Origin of the sequence: Rhizobium sp. PvP014 (assembly GCF_017876855.1) — a bacterium.
GTDB classification, from domain to species: Bacteria; Pseudomonadota; Alphaproteobacteria; order Rhizobiales; family Rhizobiaceae; genus Neorhizobium; species Neorhizobium soli.
The window spans coordinates 527461-545403 of record NZ_JAGIOT010000001.1; the positions used below are offsets into that span (position 1 = coordinate 527461).

Genomic DNA, 17943 nt, shown 5'->3' on the forward strand with positions numbered 1-17943 from the left:
GCCGGCACTTGTCTCGTCATGCGATCGGCATCAGTTCGGCGGCAGCACCGCCTGGACCACCTGTTTGCCGTTCTCGACTTTCACGACAAAGCTTTCGCGCGACATCTCGCCGGTATCGTCCCAACTCACATCCATCAGGACGCCGGGGTGCTCCTTGGCTGTCAGCTTGAGACCGTGCAGCTTTTCCGCGATGGCCTTGCTGTCCGGCTTGCCGACCATTTCCGTGACGTATTTCAGCGTCCAGGCGGCGGTGTAGCCTTTGATGGCATTGTGGTCGGGCGTGTACTTGAACTTCGTCTTGAAGCGCTCGACCATTTCCTTGACGGCGGGGATATCGGCATCGGGCGTCAGGCCGACATGGCCCATAGCGCCGTTGGCTGCATCGCCGGCAAGTTCGATGACCTTGTGGCCGATCAGAGTAGTTTCGCCGAGAAGGGGTTTGTTCAGGCCTTGCTTGCGGGCTTCGCGCAGGAAGCGGGCGCTTTCTTCTTCGGTGTAATAGATGAAGAAGGCTTCGGCCATGGAGCCCTTCAGCTTCAGCACGTCGGCGGAAAAGTCAGCCTGCGCCTGTTCGGACGGCACATCGACGACGATCTCGATATTGGCAGCCTTCATCGCATCGACGAAAGCCTTGTGGCCGCCCTTGCCGAATTCGGTATTGGCCCAGGCGACGCCGACCTTTTTCAGGCCCATCGTCTCGGACATGTATTTGGCAAGTTTCGGCACGCCCTTTTGCGAGCCGAAGGCGGTGCGGAAGATGTAGGGGTTTTTCATGGCGACGATGGACGGAGCCTCGGAGCCGGTGAACTGCGGAATGCCGGCCTGACGCGCGACCAGCATGTTGACCACGGTTGATGACGAGAACACCGTTCCCATGATCGCGTAGATACCGTCGTCGATACCCTTCTGCACCATGGCGCGCGAAACCTGTGGGTCGGTCTGGCTGTCATATTCCAGAACCTTGACCGGCTCCTTGAGAATGCCGCCCTGGGCATTGATTTCCTCAAAGCCCATCTTCACGCCATCGCGGAAGTTGGTGCCGGCCGCGGCGCCGGGTCCGGACAACTCGACGATCGAGCCGACCTTCAGTTCAGCAAGCGCCGGCATTGCGCCGAGCGCCAGTACCATTGCAGTCGTGGTGATAAGTTGTCTGATCATGACCTTCCTCCTTGGCTGATCGATATTTCCGTCCCGGCGGCCAGGTCTCCTCCCTTGTCGCCGTATCCTCATGCCCGGGCGTAGACCCGGGCCTGCGGTGTCTCCGTCTCGATCGCCTAGGCGTCGATCGTGCGTGTCCCCATCAACAGATCGGCCAGCAGCACGGCCTGGGCGTCGAACATGCCTGACCCGGACATGGTGCCGCAGCCCTTGTCGCGGGCAGCAGCAATCAGCGGCGGCACGGCCGGTCGCGTCACGACGTCCGAGACGAACTGGTCTGCGGTCAGAAGATCCGTCTGCACCGGCAGGGGATCGGTCTCCCGCATGCCAAGTGGCGTGGCATTGGCGACCAGTGCAAAACCGCGTGGATCTGTTGAGCCTATCCGCGCACGACCCGGAAATGCCTTGTTCAACTGCGCGATCAACGCATCGCGTTTGTGCGTGTCGAGATCGTGCAGGGCCAGTTCCGAGGCGCCGCGCGCCAGGATTTCGTAGGCGATGGCCGCTCCGGCGCCGCCGGTACCCACCAGAAGCGCAGACTTGCCGGCGATCTCGAAGCCTTGGGCCGCGATACCGTCAAGGCAGCCGTGTCCGTCGGTCGCGTCGCCCACCCAGTCGTCGCCATCGCGGATCATGATGTTGACGGCGCCGGATGCCTTTGCGCGGGCCGATATGCGGGCGCAGAATTCGAGGCAGGGGACTTTGTGCGGTACCGTGACAATGATGCCCGCGACATTGCGCATGCTCTTTGCCTGCGACAGCCAGCCGGCCAGGTCTTCGGGGAGAATATGGACCGGTGCGACGATGCCGTTAAAGCCGCGATCGGCCATGATCTGGCTGAGCGAAGCGGGCGATTTCACCTGTCCGATCGGATGGCCGATGATCGGGAAGAGCTTGGTCTCCCCGTCGACCTTTATATTTATACTCACGCCTTCCTCCCCTCGGCATGCGATCCGACCCTTGTCCGGTCGTTCTCAAGCTCGACAAAAACATAGGCCCCTTCGTCGGCAAATGGACGATGGGGGCGAAACGTTGGACTATTCAACACCGGCGGTCTCCTTCAGTTCGGCCAAGGCCCGGGCGATGCCGTTGCCGACAGTCGTGACAGGCTGATTGCCGAGGATGTGCGGCACCGGGTCCGACGCCAAATCGGCGGGAATACGCAAGGGCGGTCCGCTGATCCGGATCTCGTTCCAGCCGGACTGGTGACTGAGTTCGGCGACAAAATCGGTCATCTCCACCGTATCTCCGGCCATGGTCAGAACGGTCGCTCCTTCCAGCGGCACTGTCATCGCGGTCGATAACATCTGTGCCACGTCGTCCACGTAGACGAAGCCGACGCGGCCGGAAAAATGGATTTCGGCCGGTTCGCGGCGCACGGCTGCTCCAAGCGCGATCGACGGACCAGCCGCGATGCCAGCGCTTTCGCCGGGGCCGTAGACGATGTAGGGGCGAAGGCCGAGGCTCGGGATGCCGTGGTCGAGCAGATAGGCCCGCGCCATGCCTTCGACCGCAAGCTTTGTCGCCCCATAGACCGTCATCGGCCTCGGATTGACGGCATCGTCGAGTCCGAACACGCCGGCCGAACTCAGATAGGCAACCGGTAGGTGCTTTGCCTTTGCCGCCTCGAACACGTTGATGCTGCCTAGAAGATTGACGCGCGTGCCGAGCGCCGGGCTGCGGGCACAATCGACCGTCATCAGGCCGACGAGATGGACAATTCCGTTGCATCCATCGGCAGCTTTCGCCACCGCGGCGGCATCGGTGATGTCGCCCGAGACGATGTCGACGCCATCCATGACGGATAGTCGTTCCGGCTTGGGAGCCAGGTCGAAGATCCGGACCCGGTGCCCGGCCGCCTGCAATGCCCTGACGGTTCGCAGGCCGACGAAGCCGGTTCCGCCGGTCACAAGGACGAGGCTCATGCAGCCTCTCCCTTGCGAGCAGCGACGGCGCGGCGGGCTGCATGACGGGCGGCGATGGCCCCGAACACGATCGCCGGGCCAACAGTGATGCCTGGGCCGGGATAGACCCCGCCCATGATCGACTGCAAATCGTTGCCGCAGGCGTAAAGGCCTGAGATCGCCGATCCGTCGCGCCGCAGAAGCTGGGCATTTTCGTCGCCGACCAGGCCTATGGCCGAGCCGATATCGCCAGGCCAGAGTTTGACGGCATAATAGGGAGCCGTCTCGAGCGGCCCGAGTGTCGGATTGGGCCCATGCGTCGGATCGCCATTGGCCTTTTCGTAGACGGTGGTGCCGCGGGCGAAGTCGGCGTCCGTGCCGGTCCTTGCATAGGCGTTCATTCTGGCCACGCTGTCGTTCAGGCCGGCAGCGTCGATGCCGAGCTTGCTGGCGAGTTCGTCGAGCGTCGCAGCCTCGGTCAGGTAACCATCGGCGAGAAAGGGTGCGATGTTTGCCCCGCCGGGTCGGATCATCCCCATGCCGTATGTCTTCAGCGCCGTAGCGTCGGCAATCAGATAGGTGGGCACATGGCTGCCGTCCTTGTTCGCCGCATACATGGCCGACACGAACAGGTGGTAGCTGGTGCTTTCGTTGACGAAGCGACGCCCGTCGCGGCCGACCGAGATGATGCCGGGCTTTGAACGGTCGAAGACGAAATGCGGGAAAACCGCCATCGAGCCATCGGCGCGCTTGCGATGCGAGACCGGCGCCCAGAAACACGGCTGCGCCGCCATGTCGCCGTGATAGGCCCCGGCGGTAAAGGCCAGATCATGCAGCGTGCCCGTATGGCCGGGGGCAGACGGACTGAATTCGGGCAGCGGTTGCGGCAGCTTGTCTGCCCGCATGGTCGGGTGACGGGCAAAGCCGCCGGAGGCGAGGATCAAACCGCCCGTGACGTGAATCTGCCGTTCGGTATCCTTCTGACGGAGTGTCACGCCTGTTACGCCGTGAGGCCCGGTCGTGAATGCCAATGCCTCGGTTTCGGTGAGGATGGTGACCCCAAGCTTGCGCGCGGCAAGCAGCATCCTGCCGATGAGAGCATTGCCCATCACCAGCCGCGTTCCGCGGCCTTGGCGGATCTTGTCCAGGTAGTAATGTCCGATCAGTCGAGCCGAGTAAGCGGTCGACTTCGCCGATTTGCCGATTTTCATCAGATGGGCGATGTCGTCACGGTCCACCATGAGGCCGCCGAGAATGGTAAATTCCGGGATGGGCGGACGGATGAGATGCAGGTCTTTCCCGAGCGCCGATGCATTGAACGGCAAAGGTTCGAGCGCCCGCCCGAAGGACGTGGCGCCCTCGAGCTCGTAAAGATAGTCGGGGTGAAAAGGGCGCGCACGGAATTTGACGTCCGTTTTGTCTTCCAGCGCATCGACCACACCTGTCCCGGCTGCAACAAACGCATCGCGCACGGATTTGGAGCTGTGGTTTCCGACAGCGCGATCGAGAAAGCCTGAAACCTTATCGCGACTGTCGTCGGCACCCATGGCCTGCGCGTGACGGGTAAGCGGGATCCACGTGGTCGCGGCGGAATAGGAGGTCGTGCCGCCGAGATATTCGGTGCGCTCGACCAAAAGGACACGTGCGCCTTCCATCGCGGCAAAGATGGCGGCAGACATGCCTCCTGCGCCAGCTCCCAGTACGACGACATCGTAATCCGGCCCGACCTTCGTCAATGCATGTTGCATGTGACAATCCTCCCAAAAGACGAGACAGACCAATCTTCTATGGCCACCATCACAAATAATGGAATGACATTCAAGAATAAAAACCAGTTCCATTTTCGTTATTCGTCTGATACCTCACATTCGATCGGGGAGGATTTGGATGGGACGTGTAATCGACATTGCGGTAATTGGTGCCGGTGCCATCGGCCGTACGCATATCGATACGCTGGCCGGAATGCCCCGTTTTCGCCTGACCTCGATCGTCGACCCGATGCCGGCGGGAGCTGTTCTCGCCGCCTCGCTCGGCATTCCCTGTCTTCTTTCCGCAGAGGCGTTGATCGATTCGAGTCTCGCTCGCGCGGCGATCGTCGCCACTCCGAACGAGACGCATCTCCCCGTATCCGAAGCTTTGTTGCGGGCCGGTATTCCTGTGCTTCTGGAAAAGCCGGTCGCCGAAAGCCTGGCTTCGGCGCTGAGGCTGATCGCGATTGCCGACGAGACCGGTCTGCCGCTTCTGATCGGTCACCACCGCCGCCATAACCCGATCATCCGCGCAGCCCATGCGGCGATCCATGCCGGCCGGATTGGCGATCTGGTGATGGCGACCGTGACCTGTTCGCTTGCCAAGCCGGCCGGATACTTCGAGGCCGCGTGGCGCAGAACTCCGGGCGCCGGCGGGCCACTGCTGATCAACATGGTCCACGAAATCGATCTGCTGCGGCATTTCTTCGGCGAGATTGCGCAGGTCCAGGCGATCGCCAGCCATGCGCGCCGCGGTTTTGCCGTCGAGGATACGGCGGCGGTCAATCTCTCCTTTGTCGATGGCGGGATCGCGACCCTGTGCATTTCCGATACCGCGGTCGGCCCCTGGGCCTGGGACCTGACAGCGGCCGAAAATCCGGCGCGCTTTCCGGCTCATCCGGTAACCGCCCACCATTATACCGGCAGCAAAGATGGCCTCTCGCTGCCCGATCTGACGCTCTGGGAACCGAAGGGCGAGCCGGACTGGACTGAGAAGTTGCGACCGACAGTACTCGATGTCATCCAGGCCGACCCCTACGAGCGCCAGCTTTCCCATTTTGCCGATCTGATCGATGGGTCAGGCACACCGATCGTGTCAGTACGAGACGCGACGGCCAACCTGATCGTGCTCGATGCGATCCGCGCGGCAGCCGATACCGGACAGTCCGTCACAGTTGACCTTTCACCGCTCGAAAGCCTTAGTGGAACCGTGTTCAACAACGGAATGGGTCCATGAGCAGCGTTCTCGGAAAATCCCTCGCCATCATCGAACTGCTGGTCAATCATCCGGCCGGCCTCACCGTGTCGGCGATCGCCAGCGAAATCGATCAGCCGGCAAGCGGCGTACACCGGACTTTGCAGGAGCTCGCGCGGCTAGGTTATGTGCGCCAGGCCCAGGCGCAGGGCGATTACGCCCTGACCATCAAGCTGCCGGCCATGGGCGTCGGGTTTCTCGGCCGTGCCGGCATTACGGATGTGGCGCAGCCGGTGCTCGACGAACTGGCGGCGCATTCCGGCGAGTTGATCCGGCTTTCCGTCATCGATGGCGACCGTCTGACCTGGGTGGCGGTGGCGCAGGGGGCAACACGTGGCCTCCGTTACGATCCGGGCCAGGAACAGGGCGTTGTCGTGCATCTGGCGAGTTCCGCCGGGGGTAAGGCGTGGCTTTCGTCGATGAGTGATGAAGAGGCGCTGTCGCTTGTCTCCGGCCAAGGGCTTTTGCGACAGGCGGAAGGCACGGGACCGAACGCCCCGCGCAGCCTTACGCTGCTGTTGGAACAACTGGCTGAGGCCCGCGCCCTCGGTTACGCGACGGCGGTGGATAGCTATATCGCCGGCATGGCGGCTATGGCCGTTCCGGTCCGGTATCACGGCCATGGTCAGGTGCTCGGATGTCTCTCGATCGCCGGCCCGGCCGTGCGGATGACCGCGGAGCGGATGGCGGTGCTCGCACCTCGTCTTCAGGCCGCGGCCATCGAACTTGGCGAGGCAGCCTCGGGATCGCAATATTTTCAGGCAGTCGTGAAGGCGGTTGAGCCGGCCAGCGGAATGGAACGAAAGACCGCGTAGCAACGCGCCGTTCCACTGTCTTGTCCGGGCATGCACGTAAGGCGGAGATGGATGGAACGGCAATCTGTGAACACCATGACCTGTGATGTTCTCGTCATCGGTTCCGGCGCTGCCGGGCTCGCGGCGGCGGTGACGGCAGCGCACTACGGCTGCAAGGTCATCGTCGCTGAAAAGGCTTCTGTTTTCGGCGGTACATCGGCTTGGTCGGGCGGCTGGCTCTGGATACCCCGCAATCCTCTGGCGCGGGCTGCCGGAATAGACGAACCACCGGACGGACCTCGCGAATACCTGCGCAGCGAACTCGGCAACCGTTACGGTGATCCGCGCGTCGCGGCCTTCCTGGCCAATGGTCCGGAAATGGTTTCCTTCTTTCAGGATCATACCGAGGTCCGCTGGGTGGACGGCAATCGCGTGCCGGATTTCCACGACACGCCCGGTGCTCTGAAGGGTGGCCGGTCGGTGACGGCAGCTCCGTATGACGGGCGGCGGCTCGGGCCATGGATCGACAAGCTCCGCCCGCCGCTCGACGTCGCCAGCCTCTGGGGCATGGGGCTCGCAAGCGGTGCCGACATCGGACATTTCTTCAAGGCAACCCGCAAGCCGCGTTCGGGGCTCTATGCAGCGGGCCGGCTCGTCCGGCATTTTCGCGATCTTGCATTGCACCGCCGCGGCGTGCATCTCGTCAACGGCAATGCTCTTGTTGCCCGTCTGCTGCGCTCGGCGCTCGATCTCGGCGTGTCGATGATGGAACAGGCGCCGGCAAAAGAGCTGTTGCGGAATGGCGATCGGGTCGTCGGCGCGCGGCTGGGCAATGAAGGTGGCGATACGATCGTTCATGCGGCGCGCGGCGTCGTGCTGGCGACCGGTGGTTTTCCGCATGACCGCGACCGTCTGACTGCGCTCGCCGGATCGGCCGGCGGCGGCGAGGGGCATTTTTCGGCAGCACCCAGCAGCAATACGGGCGACGGATTGCGGCTGGGGGAAACCGTCGGCGCCACCGTTTCCGCAGATCTCGCATCGGCCATGGCGTTGGCGCCGGTGTCGCTGGTGACACGGCCGGATGGCAGCGTGGCACATTTCCCGCACCTGATCGAACGCGCCAAACCCGGCATCATCGCCGTCAACGCGTCGGGCAGACGGTTCGTCAACGAGGCGGACAGTTATCACGACTTTACCAAGGCGCTGCTCGATGCGACGCCGCAGGCAAGCCCGCCTGTTGCCTGGCTGATTGCCGATCACAGGGGACAACGCCGCTGGGGCCTTGGATGGGCAAAGCCGTTTCCCTTTCCTCTCGGCCCGGCGATCCGTTCGGGTTACCTCAAGAGAGGTCGAACGCTGGCCGAGCTTGCCGCGGTCTGCGGCATTCCCGAAGCAGCTCTCACAGACACGGTCGCGACTTTCAATCGACATGCCGAGCGTGGCGAAGACCCCGAATTCGGGCGTGGCCGGTCCGCCTACAACCGGGTCCAGGGCGATGCCGACCACGCGCCCAATCCATCGCTTGCCCCGCTTACTCATGGGCCGTTTTACGCGGTGAAAATCGTGCCCGGATCGCTCGGAAGCTTCGCCGGCCTACGCACCGATCCGCAGGCCCGGGTTCTGGATGCGGGCGGCGAGGCAATCCCCGGTCTGTTTGCTGTCGGCAACGACATGACGTCGATCATGGGCGGCAATTACCCGTCCGGCGGCATCACGCTCGGTCCGGGCATGACGTTCGGATACATCGCCGGTCGGGTTCTGTCCGGCCAGCCCGTCACGGTCTCCGAGACAATTTCACAGGAGGAAATGGAATGAGCCTTTATGAACTTGCGACGCTCGACACGGTGATCTTTGGCGCTGGCAAGGCAACGCCTGGGATCGAAGCCTGGGTTGCCGCAGGCGAGGGGCGCCTCTGCGGAGCCTGGGGCACCGATATCGGCTCGCTGAACCGTATCTTCCTGCTGCGCGCCTTCGACAGTCTCGATAGTCTCTACGGCGAGCGCGAGCGGGCGTTGCGTAGCGACAACCCCTTCGGCTGCGTCGAGCAACTGGTTTCGCTCAGCATGGAAAGCTACCGCGCGCTGGAATTCCTGGCCCCCATCAAGGCCGGCACGTTCGGTCCGATCTATGAATTCCGCACCTATCACACCCGGATCAACGGCATCACGCCGACCGCGGAAAAATGGGCCGATGCGGTGCCCGCGCGCGAGGCCTATTCGAAGCTCACCGTTGCCATGTACGGGCTCGACGGCAGGCCGCGGCTCACCCAGATCTGGCCCTATGCCAGCCTTGCCGCCCGCACAGAGGCACGCGGGAAATCGGTCACCGACGGAAAATGGCCACCGAAGGGTGGGCCGGACTGGCTGACACCTGAAATGACCAGCCAGATCGCGTTGCCGCTGCCATTCTCGCCGCTGAAGTGAAGGCACCGAGCCTGTGACGATAGCGCCGGACATCATTCTGCCGCTCTCCGCGTCCCGCGAGCGTCGTTTTCCTGTGTCCAGCCGGACCGGCATCAGTCCTATAGATTGGCCGTATAGTCCATTGTTCAAACGCCTGCGGGTGCGCTTAAAGAGACCCCAAGATCTACGGAGGATTTCATGCGCACCCAAGTCGCCATCATCGGTTCTGGCCCTTCGGGTCTCTTGCTTGGCCAACTGCTGACCAATGCCGGTATCGAAAACGTCATTCTCGACAGGGTGAGCAAGGACTACATCCTTGGCCGGGTGCGGGCGGGCGTGCTGGAGGAAGGCATGGTCAGCATGATGGAGCGTGCCGGTGCGGCGGACAGGATGCACAGGGACGGCCTCCCACATGACGGGTTCTCGCTTGCCTTCGACGGCCGCGACCACCGCATAGACCTGTTCGGGCTAACAGGAAAACGCGTGCTGGTTTACGGCCAGACCGAAGTCACCCGCGACCTGATGGATCAGCGCGAAGCCTCCGGCGCAACCACGATCTATAGTGCCGAAAACGTAGCGCCGCATGACTTCGATGGAACGAACCCGTACGTGACATTCGAAAAAGAGGGCGTCAGCCACCGGATCGACTGCGATTTCATCGCCGGCTGCGACGGTTACCATGGCATCAGCCGTAAATCGGTGCCGGAGCACAGTCTCACGACGTTCGAACGGGTCTATCCGTTCGGCTGGCTCGGGATCCTGGCGGATGTGCCGCCGGTCAGCCACGAACTGATCTACGCCAATCACAGCCGCGGTTTCGCACTGTGTTCGATGCGCTCGGCCAGCCGCAGCCGCTACTATATCCAGTGCGGACTGGACGAGAAGATCGAGGATTGGTCGGATGAGCGCTTCTACGACGAACTGCGTCGGCGGTTGCCGGCGGAGCATGCGGAAAGCATGGTCGTCGGCCCCTCATTCGAAAAATCGATCGCGCCGTTGCGGTCCTTCGTTGCCGAGCCGATGCGGTTCGGCCGCCTGTTCCTGGTCGGCGATGCCGCCCATATCGTGCCCCCGACCGGCGCCAAGGGGTTGAACCTTGCAACCAGTGACGTGTTCTACCTGTTCGAAGGTCTGCAGGAGTATTTCTCAGAGAAATCAGCCGCGGCAATCGACGCCTATTCGATGCGAGCGCTCAAGCGCGTATGGGGCGCCGTGCGCTTCTCTTGGTCGATGACGACGATGATGCACCGCTTTCCCGAAGCCGGCGAGTTCGACCGGAAAATCCAGGAAGCGGAACTCAATTACCTCGTAGGCTCGAAGGCTGCCGCAACAGCACTCGCCGAAAACTATGTCGGCATGCCCTATTAGGCTCCGTCGGAAAGAGTTGTCGGCCGAAGCTGCGGTGCGGCGGCCATACACGTCGATCGCGATCATTGCTCATCGCAAACGTGATAATCTGTTGTATTCGTCGACATGAGTCATACACTTGACGGGATGGTCGGGGCGTTCCTGATCGTCGGCAGCCGCAATATCGGTTGTGTGTCCCACTGGATATTTTATGTTGAATTGACAGCAGACGAGAACGATCGATTGGTAGATACGCACGACAGTCCTTTCACCACTCAGAAATCAGTACATCGGCGGAAAGCGTGCAGCGCTTGCGCCAACTGCGATGTGCGCACAATGGCTGTTTGTGCTGCGTTGGCTGACGAGGAACTTTCCGAACTCGACAAGATCATGACCTCTCGGCATCTTGCTCCCAACGAGATGCTTGTGAGCGAAGGCGACCCTTTGCATCGGACCTACAGCCTTACTGCAGGCATGTTGCGACTATCGATCGCGCTCCCCGATGGACGCCGCCAGATCACCGGCTTTCTGCTGCCGGGCGACTATCTTGGCCTGGCGGATGAGGACGTCCATTCCTCCACGGCGGAAGCGATTGGTTCAGTCCAGCTCTGTTCGTTCTCGACGCGCGAAATGCATGCGCTGATGGAACGCTACCCCAAGCTGAAGGACCGGCTGCATTCCTTTACCCGCTCGGCGCTTCGCCAGGCCCGTGACAATCAGATGATTCTCGGGCGCCTGGCGCCGGTCGAAAAGCTTGCGAGCTTTCTTCTGGCGCTGTCGGCAAGGGCTGCGGAGCATAAACTTTCCGCCAATCCTCTGTCCCTGCCAATGTCGCGGACCGACATAGCGGACTATCTTGGGCTGACGATCGAAACCGTCAGCCGCTCCTTCACCAAGCTGCGCAATACGGGCATGATCCGGCTGCCCGATCCGCAAACCGTCGAACTGATCGACATGTCTGCGTTGGAGGCCGTTGCAGGCATCAACGTTCACTGATCTTCGCGCAGACGTCCGTCCGTCAGATGGAGGATGCGGTCAACGATCCCGAACGGCAAGTGCGCATGGCTGATGAGGAGGACGGTTCGTCCCACCGTCGCGTTCCTGAGATCACTGAAGAACGAGAGTTCGGTTTCCCGGTCGAGACCGCTGGTCGGCTCATCGAGAACGAGGATCTCCGCCTTGGACAGAAGTGTTCGGGCGAGGCAAAGCCGCCGTGCCTGTCCGACGGAGAGTGTATGACCGGCTTCTCCGACCGGCGTTTCCAGACCGGCAGGCAGACTGCGCACAAAATCGGCGAGACGCGCCTTGCCGAGAGCGAACCAGCATTCGTCATCGCTCGCTCCGTTGCAGCCGATCCTCAGATTGTCACCGATCGTGCCGATGAAGACCGGCGCGTTCTGTTCGAGCAGGGCGATCCTGGCGTGGAGATCCGACTGCGCGATGTCGCGGATATCCGTACCCGCAACGCGCACGGCTCCCGCGATGGGATCAGCGAGGCGCAGGAGAAGGGCGCCGAGTGTGGATTTTCCGGCGCCGCTTTCCCCCATGATGGCGACGCTGCTTCCGGCGTCCACCGTCAGATCGAGGTTCCGTAGGACAGGCCGCCGCGGATCGTAGCCGAAGGTCAGGCCTTCGATTGAGATACTTCCCCCGGCGGGAAGGGCTGCCGGGTGGAGCGTATCGACGACAACAGGTGGTGTCTCCGCCAGTCTCCTCAGTCGCTCCGCCGCGGCGATCGCGCTACCGAACTTTGCGACCTGACGGGTGACGGCCGCCGTTGCCTCGAAGCTCCCGAGCGAGGCGAGAAGAAGGCCGACGAGAATAGGGCCGCTGATCAGGCCACGTTCCAGAGCCGTCAGCCCGGTCAGCAATGTGCAGACGACTGCAAGTCCTCCCAGGACGGCAATTGCTGCTGACGCCGATGCCGAGGCACGGGCGAGACGCAGCCTCGTCCTTGAAAGATCTGCAGCGATTGCATCGGAGCGTGCCCGCATCCGATCGGCAGCACCGAATGCAATCAGATCGGCGTGGCCGTCGACCATGTCGAACGCCGCCACACGCAGTTCGGTCGAGAGGTCTATGACCCGGGCGCCCAGCCGGCGCGTTCCGCTTGAAAGCAGAATCGGAACGACAAACAGAGCTGTCGCCATGAAGACCGCATATAGGACTGCAGCTGCCGGCAGCATGACGGACAGGAAAACGGTCACTGCCGTTGCTGTGAGTACACCCGTCACGAGCGGACCGGCTGCAACGATGAACACACTGTCGAGCGCATCCACGTCTGCCGTTAGCCGTGAAACCGCATCGCCCTTGCGGAGCGTCTGGCTGGCTTGGTGCACGCCGGGACCGAGGCGTCTGAACAGCCATTCTCTGATGTCGGCCAGCACTCGAAGCGTCGTGTCGTGACCGACGAGCTTTTCGCCGTAGCGCGACAGAATACGCAGCATCGACAGGCCGCGGACGGCAGCCGATGGGCCGAATAGGTTAAAGCTCATGGCAGCCGTGGTCAGGAATGCCGCGGTCAGGAACCAGCCGGACAGGCCCAGCAGAGCAACGCCCGCGAGAAGCGTCGCAAGCGAGAGGCCAAGGGCAATGGCGAAGCCTGCCAGATGCCGCCGAAACAGCGGGTGGAAAGACAGGAGCGCTCTCATGCGGCAAACTCCCGACCAGAGGAAACGACAGACAGGGTCGGCTTCATTGGCAAGAGATGTCCGTTCTCGAACCGCACTGTCGCGTCCATGCGGGAAGCGACCGTCATCGAATGCGTGGCAATGATCATCGTCCGCCCTTGGGCGAAACCCTGGAGGCGATCGAGCACGGTCGCTTGCGTCTCGGGATCGAGATGCGCGGTCGGCTCATCGAGCAGGATGATGGACGGATCCGTGAGATAGAGGCGGGCCAGGCCGACGCGATGAGCCTCGCCGCCCGACAGGCCGAGACCACCTTCTCCGATGCCGGTGGCAAGGCCGTCCGGAAGGCCATCGCTGAACGCCGTGACCAGGGCCAGATCGGCCGCGCGGCGGATCTCGTCGTCGCTGGCGCCGGGATTAGCAAGGCGGATATTGTCGGCGATCGTGCCGTGGAAGAGATGCGGTTTCTGACTGACGAAGGTCAGCATCCGGCGGAGCTCGCGCTCATCGATCTCGTCAAGCCGGCGATTGCCGAACTCGATTGTTCCTTCAGTGCGCGCAAGCCGTGCCAGCACATTCAGCAGCGTCGACTTGCCGATGCCACTTCGGCCGACGAGGGCGATATGCTGGCCAGCCGGGATGGAAAGTCTGCTCGATGTGAGCAGAATGGAGCAACCGTCCGGCGTTTTGATGCTGAAATTGGTGGCGAGGATCGGGACCGCAGAGGAAACGAGACGCACCGGTGCCGGTGGGATTGTCGCAGCCGCGGGCATGGGAAGCTCGCCGAACTGGCGCACGATCTCGGCGACCGCCCCCTTGGCATGGGCGCGGTCGTGGTAATGGGCGGCGAGTGATCGCAGAGGAAGATAAACTTCCGGAGCCAGCAGCAGACAGAAGAGCCCGGATTGGAGCGACAACTGCGTACCCGGCAGGTCGACCATGCCGAGATAGCTGAGGCCGACGTAAAGTGCGACGCCGGCAACGCCAAGCGCTGCGAAAAATTCGAGCACTGCCGATGACAGGAACGCGATGCGCAGCACGCGCAGCGTCCGCCGGCGAAGCTGGTCTGTCGCCTCGTGCATGGCGCCAGCCTCGATCTCCATCCGACCGAACAGCTTCAGCGTGAGGAGACCACCGAGACGATCGGCGAAATATTCCGACAATCGCGACAGCGCATTGGCCTGTGCATCGCTCGCGGCCTGCGCCCCGAAGCCGACAAGCGCCATGAACAGCGGGATCATCGGCGCCGTGAACAGGAACAACAACCCGACTACCCAGTCGAACGGCATCACTGCCGCAGCAAAGACGATGGGCAGCAATGCGGCCTGAATGGTTGCGGGCAGGAACCGTGAGAAGAAGCCGTCCAACGCCTCGACCTGATCGACGACCGTGCTGGCAAGCGCGCCGGACGACCGGTCTTGTCTCCAGTCCGGACGAGGGGCAAGCAGCCGCGTGGTCAGGCTGTCGCGCACCGTTCGCTTGATCTTTTCGGCGGCGAGCGATCCCGCCCACTCGGCAGCAAAGGCAAGCGCGATCCGGAGAACAAGGAGGGAGGCGAAACCGAAGATCTGCGGAAAGAGCTGTTCGAGGGGAACACCATCCTCGATGGCCCGGCCAAGCACCTGCGACAACAGGAGCACCTGCCCGATCAGCAGCAGGCCGGAGAGTATAGGGAGTGCGACCGCGATGCCGAGGGCGATGCCGCCGTGTCGGCGCAGGGCGGAAAGCGCTTTCCGGTCGCCGCCATCTTCGACCATTTCCTGCTCGTCTGTGCTTGTGGTCATCGGTTTCCGCACTGCCCTGATCGTCGTGGGACTATCTAATCCGGCATGCAGGCGGGCTCATTGATTGCAATCAATGCACGGGGCCCGTGCGGTGGATTATGCCGCTTTCAGACCGGGGATTTCGAACCGGAAAACCTGAAAACAGGCGGGTAGACACATGATCGACTTTACGGTTGTCGACCTTTCGCGACTGCAGTTCGCGGCGACGGCAATGTACCACTTCCTCTTTGTTCCGCTGACCTTGGGGCTGTCGTTTCTGATGGCCATCATGGAAAGCGTCTATGTGATGACCGGGCGCGAAATCTGGCGGCGCATGACGCTTTTCTGGGGCACGCTGTTCGGCATCAACTTTGCGCTGGGCGTCGCAACCGGCATCGTCATGGAGTTCCAGTTCGGCATGAACTGGAGCTATTACAGCCACTATGTCGGCGATATCTTCGGGGCGCCCCTGGCGATCGAGGGCCTGATGGCCTTCTTCCTGGAAGCCACGTTTATCGGCATCTTCTTCTTTGGCTGGGACAGGCTTTCCAAAGTCGGCCATCTGGCCGTGACCTGGCTCGTGGCGCTCGGCGCCAACTTCTCGGCCCTGTGGATCCTGATCGCCAACGGCTGGATGCAGAACCCCGTCGGCTCGACCTTCAATCCCGATACCATGCGCATGGAAATCACCGATTTCGCCGCTGTCATCTTTAATCCCGTGGCGCAGGCAAAGTTCGTCCACACGGTCAGCGCCGGCTATGTCACCGGCTCCATGTTCGTCATGGCGATCAGCGCCTGGTTCCTGCTGCGGGGACGCCATCTGGATCTAGCCAAGCGGTCGATGGCGGTCGCTGCGAGCTTCGGCCTCGCCTCGGCTCTTTCCGTCGTCGTCCTTGGTGACGAGAGCGGCTATGTCGCGACCGAGCACCAGCAGATGAAGATCGCTGCGATGGAAAGCATGTGGGAAACAGAACCGGCACCTGCCGGCCTCAATGTCTTTGCCATCCCGGGCGTCCGCGAGAACAGCTATGAGGTGAAAATCCCCTACGTTCTCGGCCTCATCACCACGCGATCACTCTCCACCGAGGTTCCCAGCATTCTGCCCTTGGTCGAGCGTGCGGAAGTCCGCATCCGCAACGGCATGACCGCCTATGCGGCGCTGGACCAGATTCGTGCCGACCGCAACAATGCCGCTGCCCGCCAGACCTTTGCCGATACGTGGCGTGACCTCGGTTACGCACTCCTGTTGAAGCGTTACGTCGATGACGTGCCGGCGGCGACCGACGAGCAGATCGAAAAGGCCGCCTGGGATACCGTGCCGGACGTGCCGACGCTGTTCTGGAGCTTCCGGTTGATGGTCGCGATCGGCCTCTACCTGATCGTCTTCTTCGCGGTGGCTTTCTATCTGGCCTCCCGCCACAGGCTTGGTGAAAACCGCGTGCTTCTGTGGATCGCCCTGTTCAGCCTGCCGCTGCCATGGGTTGCCATCGAATTCGGCTGGCTCGTTGCCGAATACGGGCGTCAGCCCTGGGTGGTCGAGGGAGTGCTGCCGACCTTTTATGCCGCGTCGGGCCTAACCCTCGTGGATCTGGCGATCAGCCTCGGCTTCTTCCTCACGGTCTACACGACGCTTGCCGTCATCATGGTTCTGCTGATGCTCAAAATCATCAAGGCAGGTCCGAGCGAAAGAAACGTGCTGATCGACGGCATTCGCGGATCGGCAGTGGTTCCCGAACGCGCCGCCGCTGCGCCGCAACGCTGACCCTCTCATTCGAAAGCAAGGTCCATGTCACATTTACCTCTCGATTATGAAACATTGCGGATCATCTGGTGGCTGCTGCTCGGCGTCCTCCTGATCGGCTTTGCCATCGCCGACGGCTACGATCTCGGCGTTGGCGCCCTCCTGCCATTTGCGGCCAAGACGGACGAGGAGCGGCGCATCCTGCTCAACCTGATTGGGCCGACCTGGGAAGGGAACCAGGTCTGGCTCGTTCTGGGCGGCGGCGCCATCTTTGCCGCTTGGCCGGCGCTCTACGCGGCTTCTTTCTCCGGCTTCTACCTTGCCATGATCGCCATCCTGCTGGCCCTCATCCTCCGGCCGGTCGGTTTCAAGTTCCGCGGCAAGGTCAAGGATCCGCGCTGGAGAAGCACCTGGGACTGGGCGCTGTTCGTCGGCGGTTTCGTGCCGGCGCTGATCTTCGGTGTAGCGGTCGGTAACGTGCTGCTCGGTGTGCCCTTTGGCCTCGACGGTACGATGAGGGCCCATTATGACGGCAATTTCTTCGGGCTTCTTCGTCCCTTTGCCCTGGTCGCGGGCCTCACCAGCCTGTCGATGCTGGTCATGCACGGGGCCGTCGTCATCGCCATGCGCTGCGCCGGACCGGTCGCCGAACGTGCAACGCGCTTTGGCCGGATGGCGGCCGCAGCCACCGTTGCTCTCTTCGCGCTCGCCGGCTTGTGGGTCGCCTTCGGTATGGACGGTTATGTCGTCACCAGTGTTCAGGAAGCTGCCGGTCCATCCAATCCGCTGGCGAAAACCGTCGTCACGCAGGCTGGAGCATGGCTGAACAACTACCATGCATATCCCTGGATGATCACCGCGCCGGTTCTCGGCTTCGTCGGGTCGCTCGTCGCCCTGGCAGGACTTGGCAGCCGCCGGTTCAAGATCGCACTCGCTGGATCGAGCCTTGCCATCTTCGGCATCATCTCGACCGCCGGCCTGTCGCTGTTTCCCTTTCTTCTGCCATCGTCGATCGATCCGGCCGTGAGCCTCACGGTCTGGGACGCGTCATCCAGCCACCTCACCCTGTTCATCATGCTGCTGGCGACCGTCGTCTTCCTGCCGATCGTGCTCGCCTACACGGCCTGGGTCTACCACGTGATGCGCGGTCCAGTGAACGCGGCTTCGATCGGTCGCAATCCGAACGCTTACTGAAGGAGAT

Annotated in this window: 14 protein-coding genes; 8 read left to right on the plus strand and 6 right to left on the minus strand. The window is 62.4% G+C overall.

Going from position 1 to position 17943, the window contains the following annotated elements; genetic code table 11:
* Window positions 1-30: 30 nt before the first annotated feature.
* The 4 genes from J3A65_RS02430 to J3A65_RS02445 form a co-directional block, all read right to left on the minus strand.
* Window positions 31-1158 carry an ABC transporter substrate-binding protein gene (locus tag J3A65_RS02430; RefSeq protein ID WP_209899088.1) on the minus strand — a complete coding sequence of 376 codons (1128 nt, stop codon included), beginning with the start codon at window positions 1156-1158 and terminating at the stop codon, window positions 31-33.
* 116 nt (window positions 1159-1274) lie between these two features.
* Complete coding sequence (locus tag J3A65_RS02435) at window positions 1275-2087, minus strand: shikimate dehydrogenase (protein ID WP_348635234.1); 813 nt, start codon at window positions 2085-2087, stop codon at window positions 1275-1277.
* Window positions 2088-2195: 108 nt separating this feature from the next.
* Window positions 2196-3083 (minus strand): NAD(P)-dependent oxidoreductase, encoded by an 888-nt coding sequence (locus tag J3A65_RS02440; RefSeq protein ID WP_209899090.1) that lies wholly within the window; start codon window positions 3081-3083, stop codon window positions 2196-2198.
* Window positions 3080-4810: an FAD-dependent oxidoreductase gene (locus J3A65_RS02445; RefSeq protein WP_209899093.1), complete on the minus strand. Its 1731-nt coding sequence runs from the start codon at window positions 4808-4810 to the stop codon at window positions 3080-3082. The genes J3A65_RS02440 and J3A65_RS02445 overlap by 4 nt, the downstream gene beginning before the upstream one ends.
* A 139-nt stretch (window positions 4811-4949) precedes the next feature.
* Here J3A65_RS02445 and J3A65_RS02450 point away from each other — a divergent pair, with 139 nt between their 5' ends.
* The 6 genes from J3A65_RS02450 to J3A65_RS02475 all read left to right on the plus strand — a co-directional run bounded on the left by J3A65_RS02450 (window position 4950) and on the right by J3A65_RS02475 (window position 11604).
* Entirely contained in the window at window positions 4950-6047 is a 1098-nt protein-coding gene (locus J3A65_RS02450) for a Gfo/Idh/MocA family oxidoreductase (protein WP_209899096.1), read from the plus strand.
* Window positions 6044-6880 carry an IclR family transcriptional regulator gene (locus tag J3A65_RS02455; protein WP_192078535.1) on the plus strand — a complete coding sequence of 279 codons (837 nt, stop codon included), beginning with the start codon at window positions 6044-6046 and terminating at the stop codon, window positions 6878-6880. The genes J3A65_RS02450 and J3A65_RS02455 overlap by 4 nt, the downstream gene beginning before the upstream one ends.
* Window positions 6881-6931: 51 nt before the next feature.
* Complete coding sequence (locus J3A65_RS02460; RefSeq protein ID WP_209899099.1) at window positions 6932-8674, plus strand: FAD-dependent oxidoreductase; 1743 nt, start codon at window positions 6932-6934, stop codon at window positions 8672-8674.
* The gene (locus tag J3A65_RS02465) at window positions 8671-9282 is read left to right on the plus strand and encodes an NIPSNAP family protein (protein WP_209899102.1); all 612 of its coding nucleotides are present in this window, start codon (window positions 8671-8673) and stop codon (window positions 9280-9282) included. Before J3A65_RS02460 ends, J3A65_RS02465 begins: the two co-directional genes overlap by 4 nt.
* Window positions 9283-9459: 177 nt before the next feature.
* Window positions 9460-10629, plus strand: a complete 1170-nt coding sequence (gene pobA, locus J3A65_RS02470; protein WP_209899104.1) for a 4-hydroxybenzoate 3-monooxygenase — start codon at window positions 9460-9462, stop codon at window positions 10627-10629.
* A gap of 315 nt (window positions 10630-10944) precedes the next feature.
* Window positions 10945-11604 (plus strand): helix-turn-helix domain-containing protein, encoded by a 660-nt coding sequence (locus J3A65_RS02475; RefSeq protein WP_082471789.1) that lies wholly within the window; start codon window positions 10945-10947, stop codon window positions 11602-11604.
* On the opposite strand, the gene cydC is transcribed toward J3A65_RS02475, so the two are convergent.
* Both cydC and cydD read right to left on the minus strand, forming a co-directional pair.
* Entirely contained in the window at window positions 11598-13259 is a 1662-nt protein-coding gene (gene cydC, locus J3A65_RS02480) for a thiol reductant ABC exporter subunit CydC (RefSeq protein ID WP_209899107.1), read from the minus strand. The genes J3A65_RS02475 and cydC overlap by 7 nt on opposite strands.
* Window positions 13256-15022 (minus strand): thiol reductant ABC exporter subunit CydD, encoded by a 1767-nt coding sequence (gene cydD / locus J3A65_RS02485; protein WP_245341415.1) that lies wholly within the window; start codon window positions 15020-15022, stop codon window positions 13256-13258. Before cydD ends, cydC begins: the two co-directional genes overlap by 4 nt.
* Window positions 15023-15182: 160 nt before the next feature.
* Here cydD and J3A65_RS02490 point away from each other — a divergent pair, with 160 nt between their 5' ends.
* Complete coding sequence (locus tag J3A65_RS02490; protein WP_209899923.1) at window positions 15183-16763, plus strand: cytochrome ubiquinol oxidase subunit I; 1581 nt, start codon at window positions 15183-15185, stop codon at window positions 16761-16763.
* Window positions 16764-16787: 24 nt separating this feature from the next.
* On the plus strand, window positions 16788-17936 hold the full coding sequence (cydB, locus tag J3A65_RS02495; RefSeq protein ID WP_209899110.1) for a cytochrome d ubiquinol oxidase subunit II: 1149 nt from the start codon (window positions 16788-16790) through the stop codon (window positions 17934-17936).
* Window positions 17937-17943: the final 7 nt, after the last annotated feature.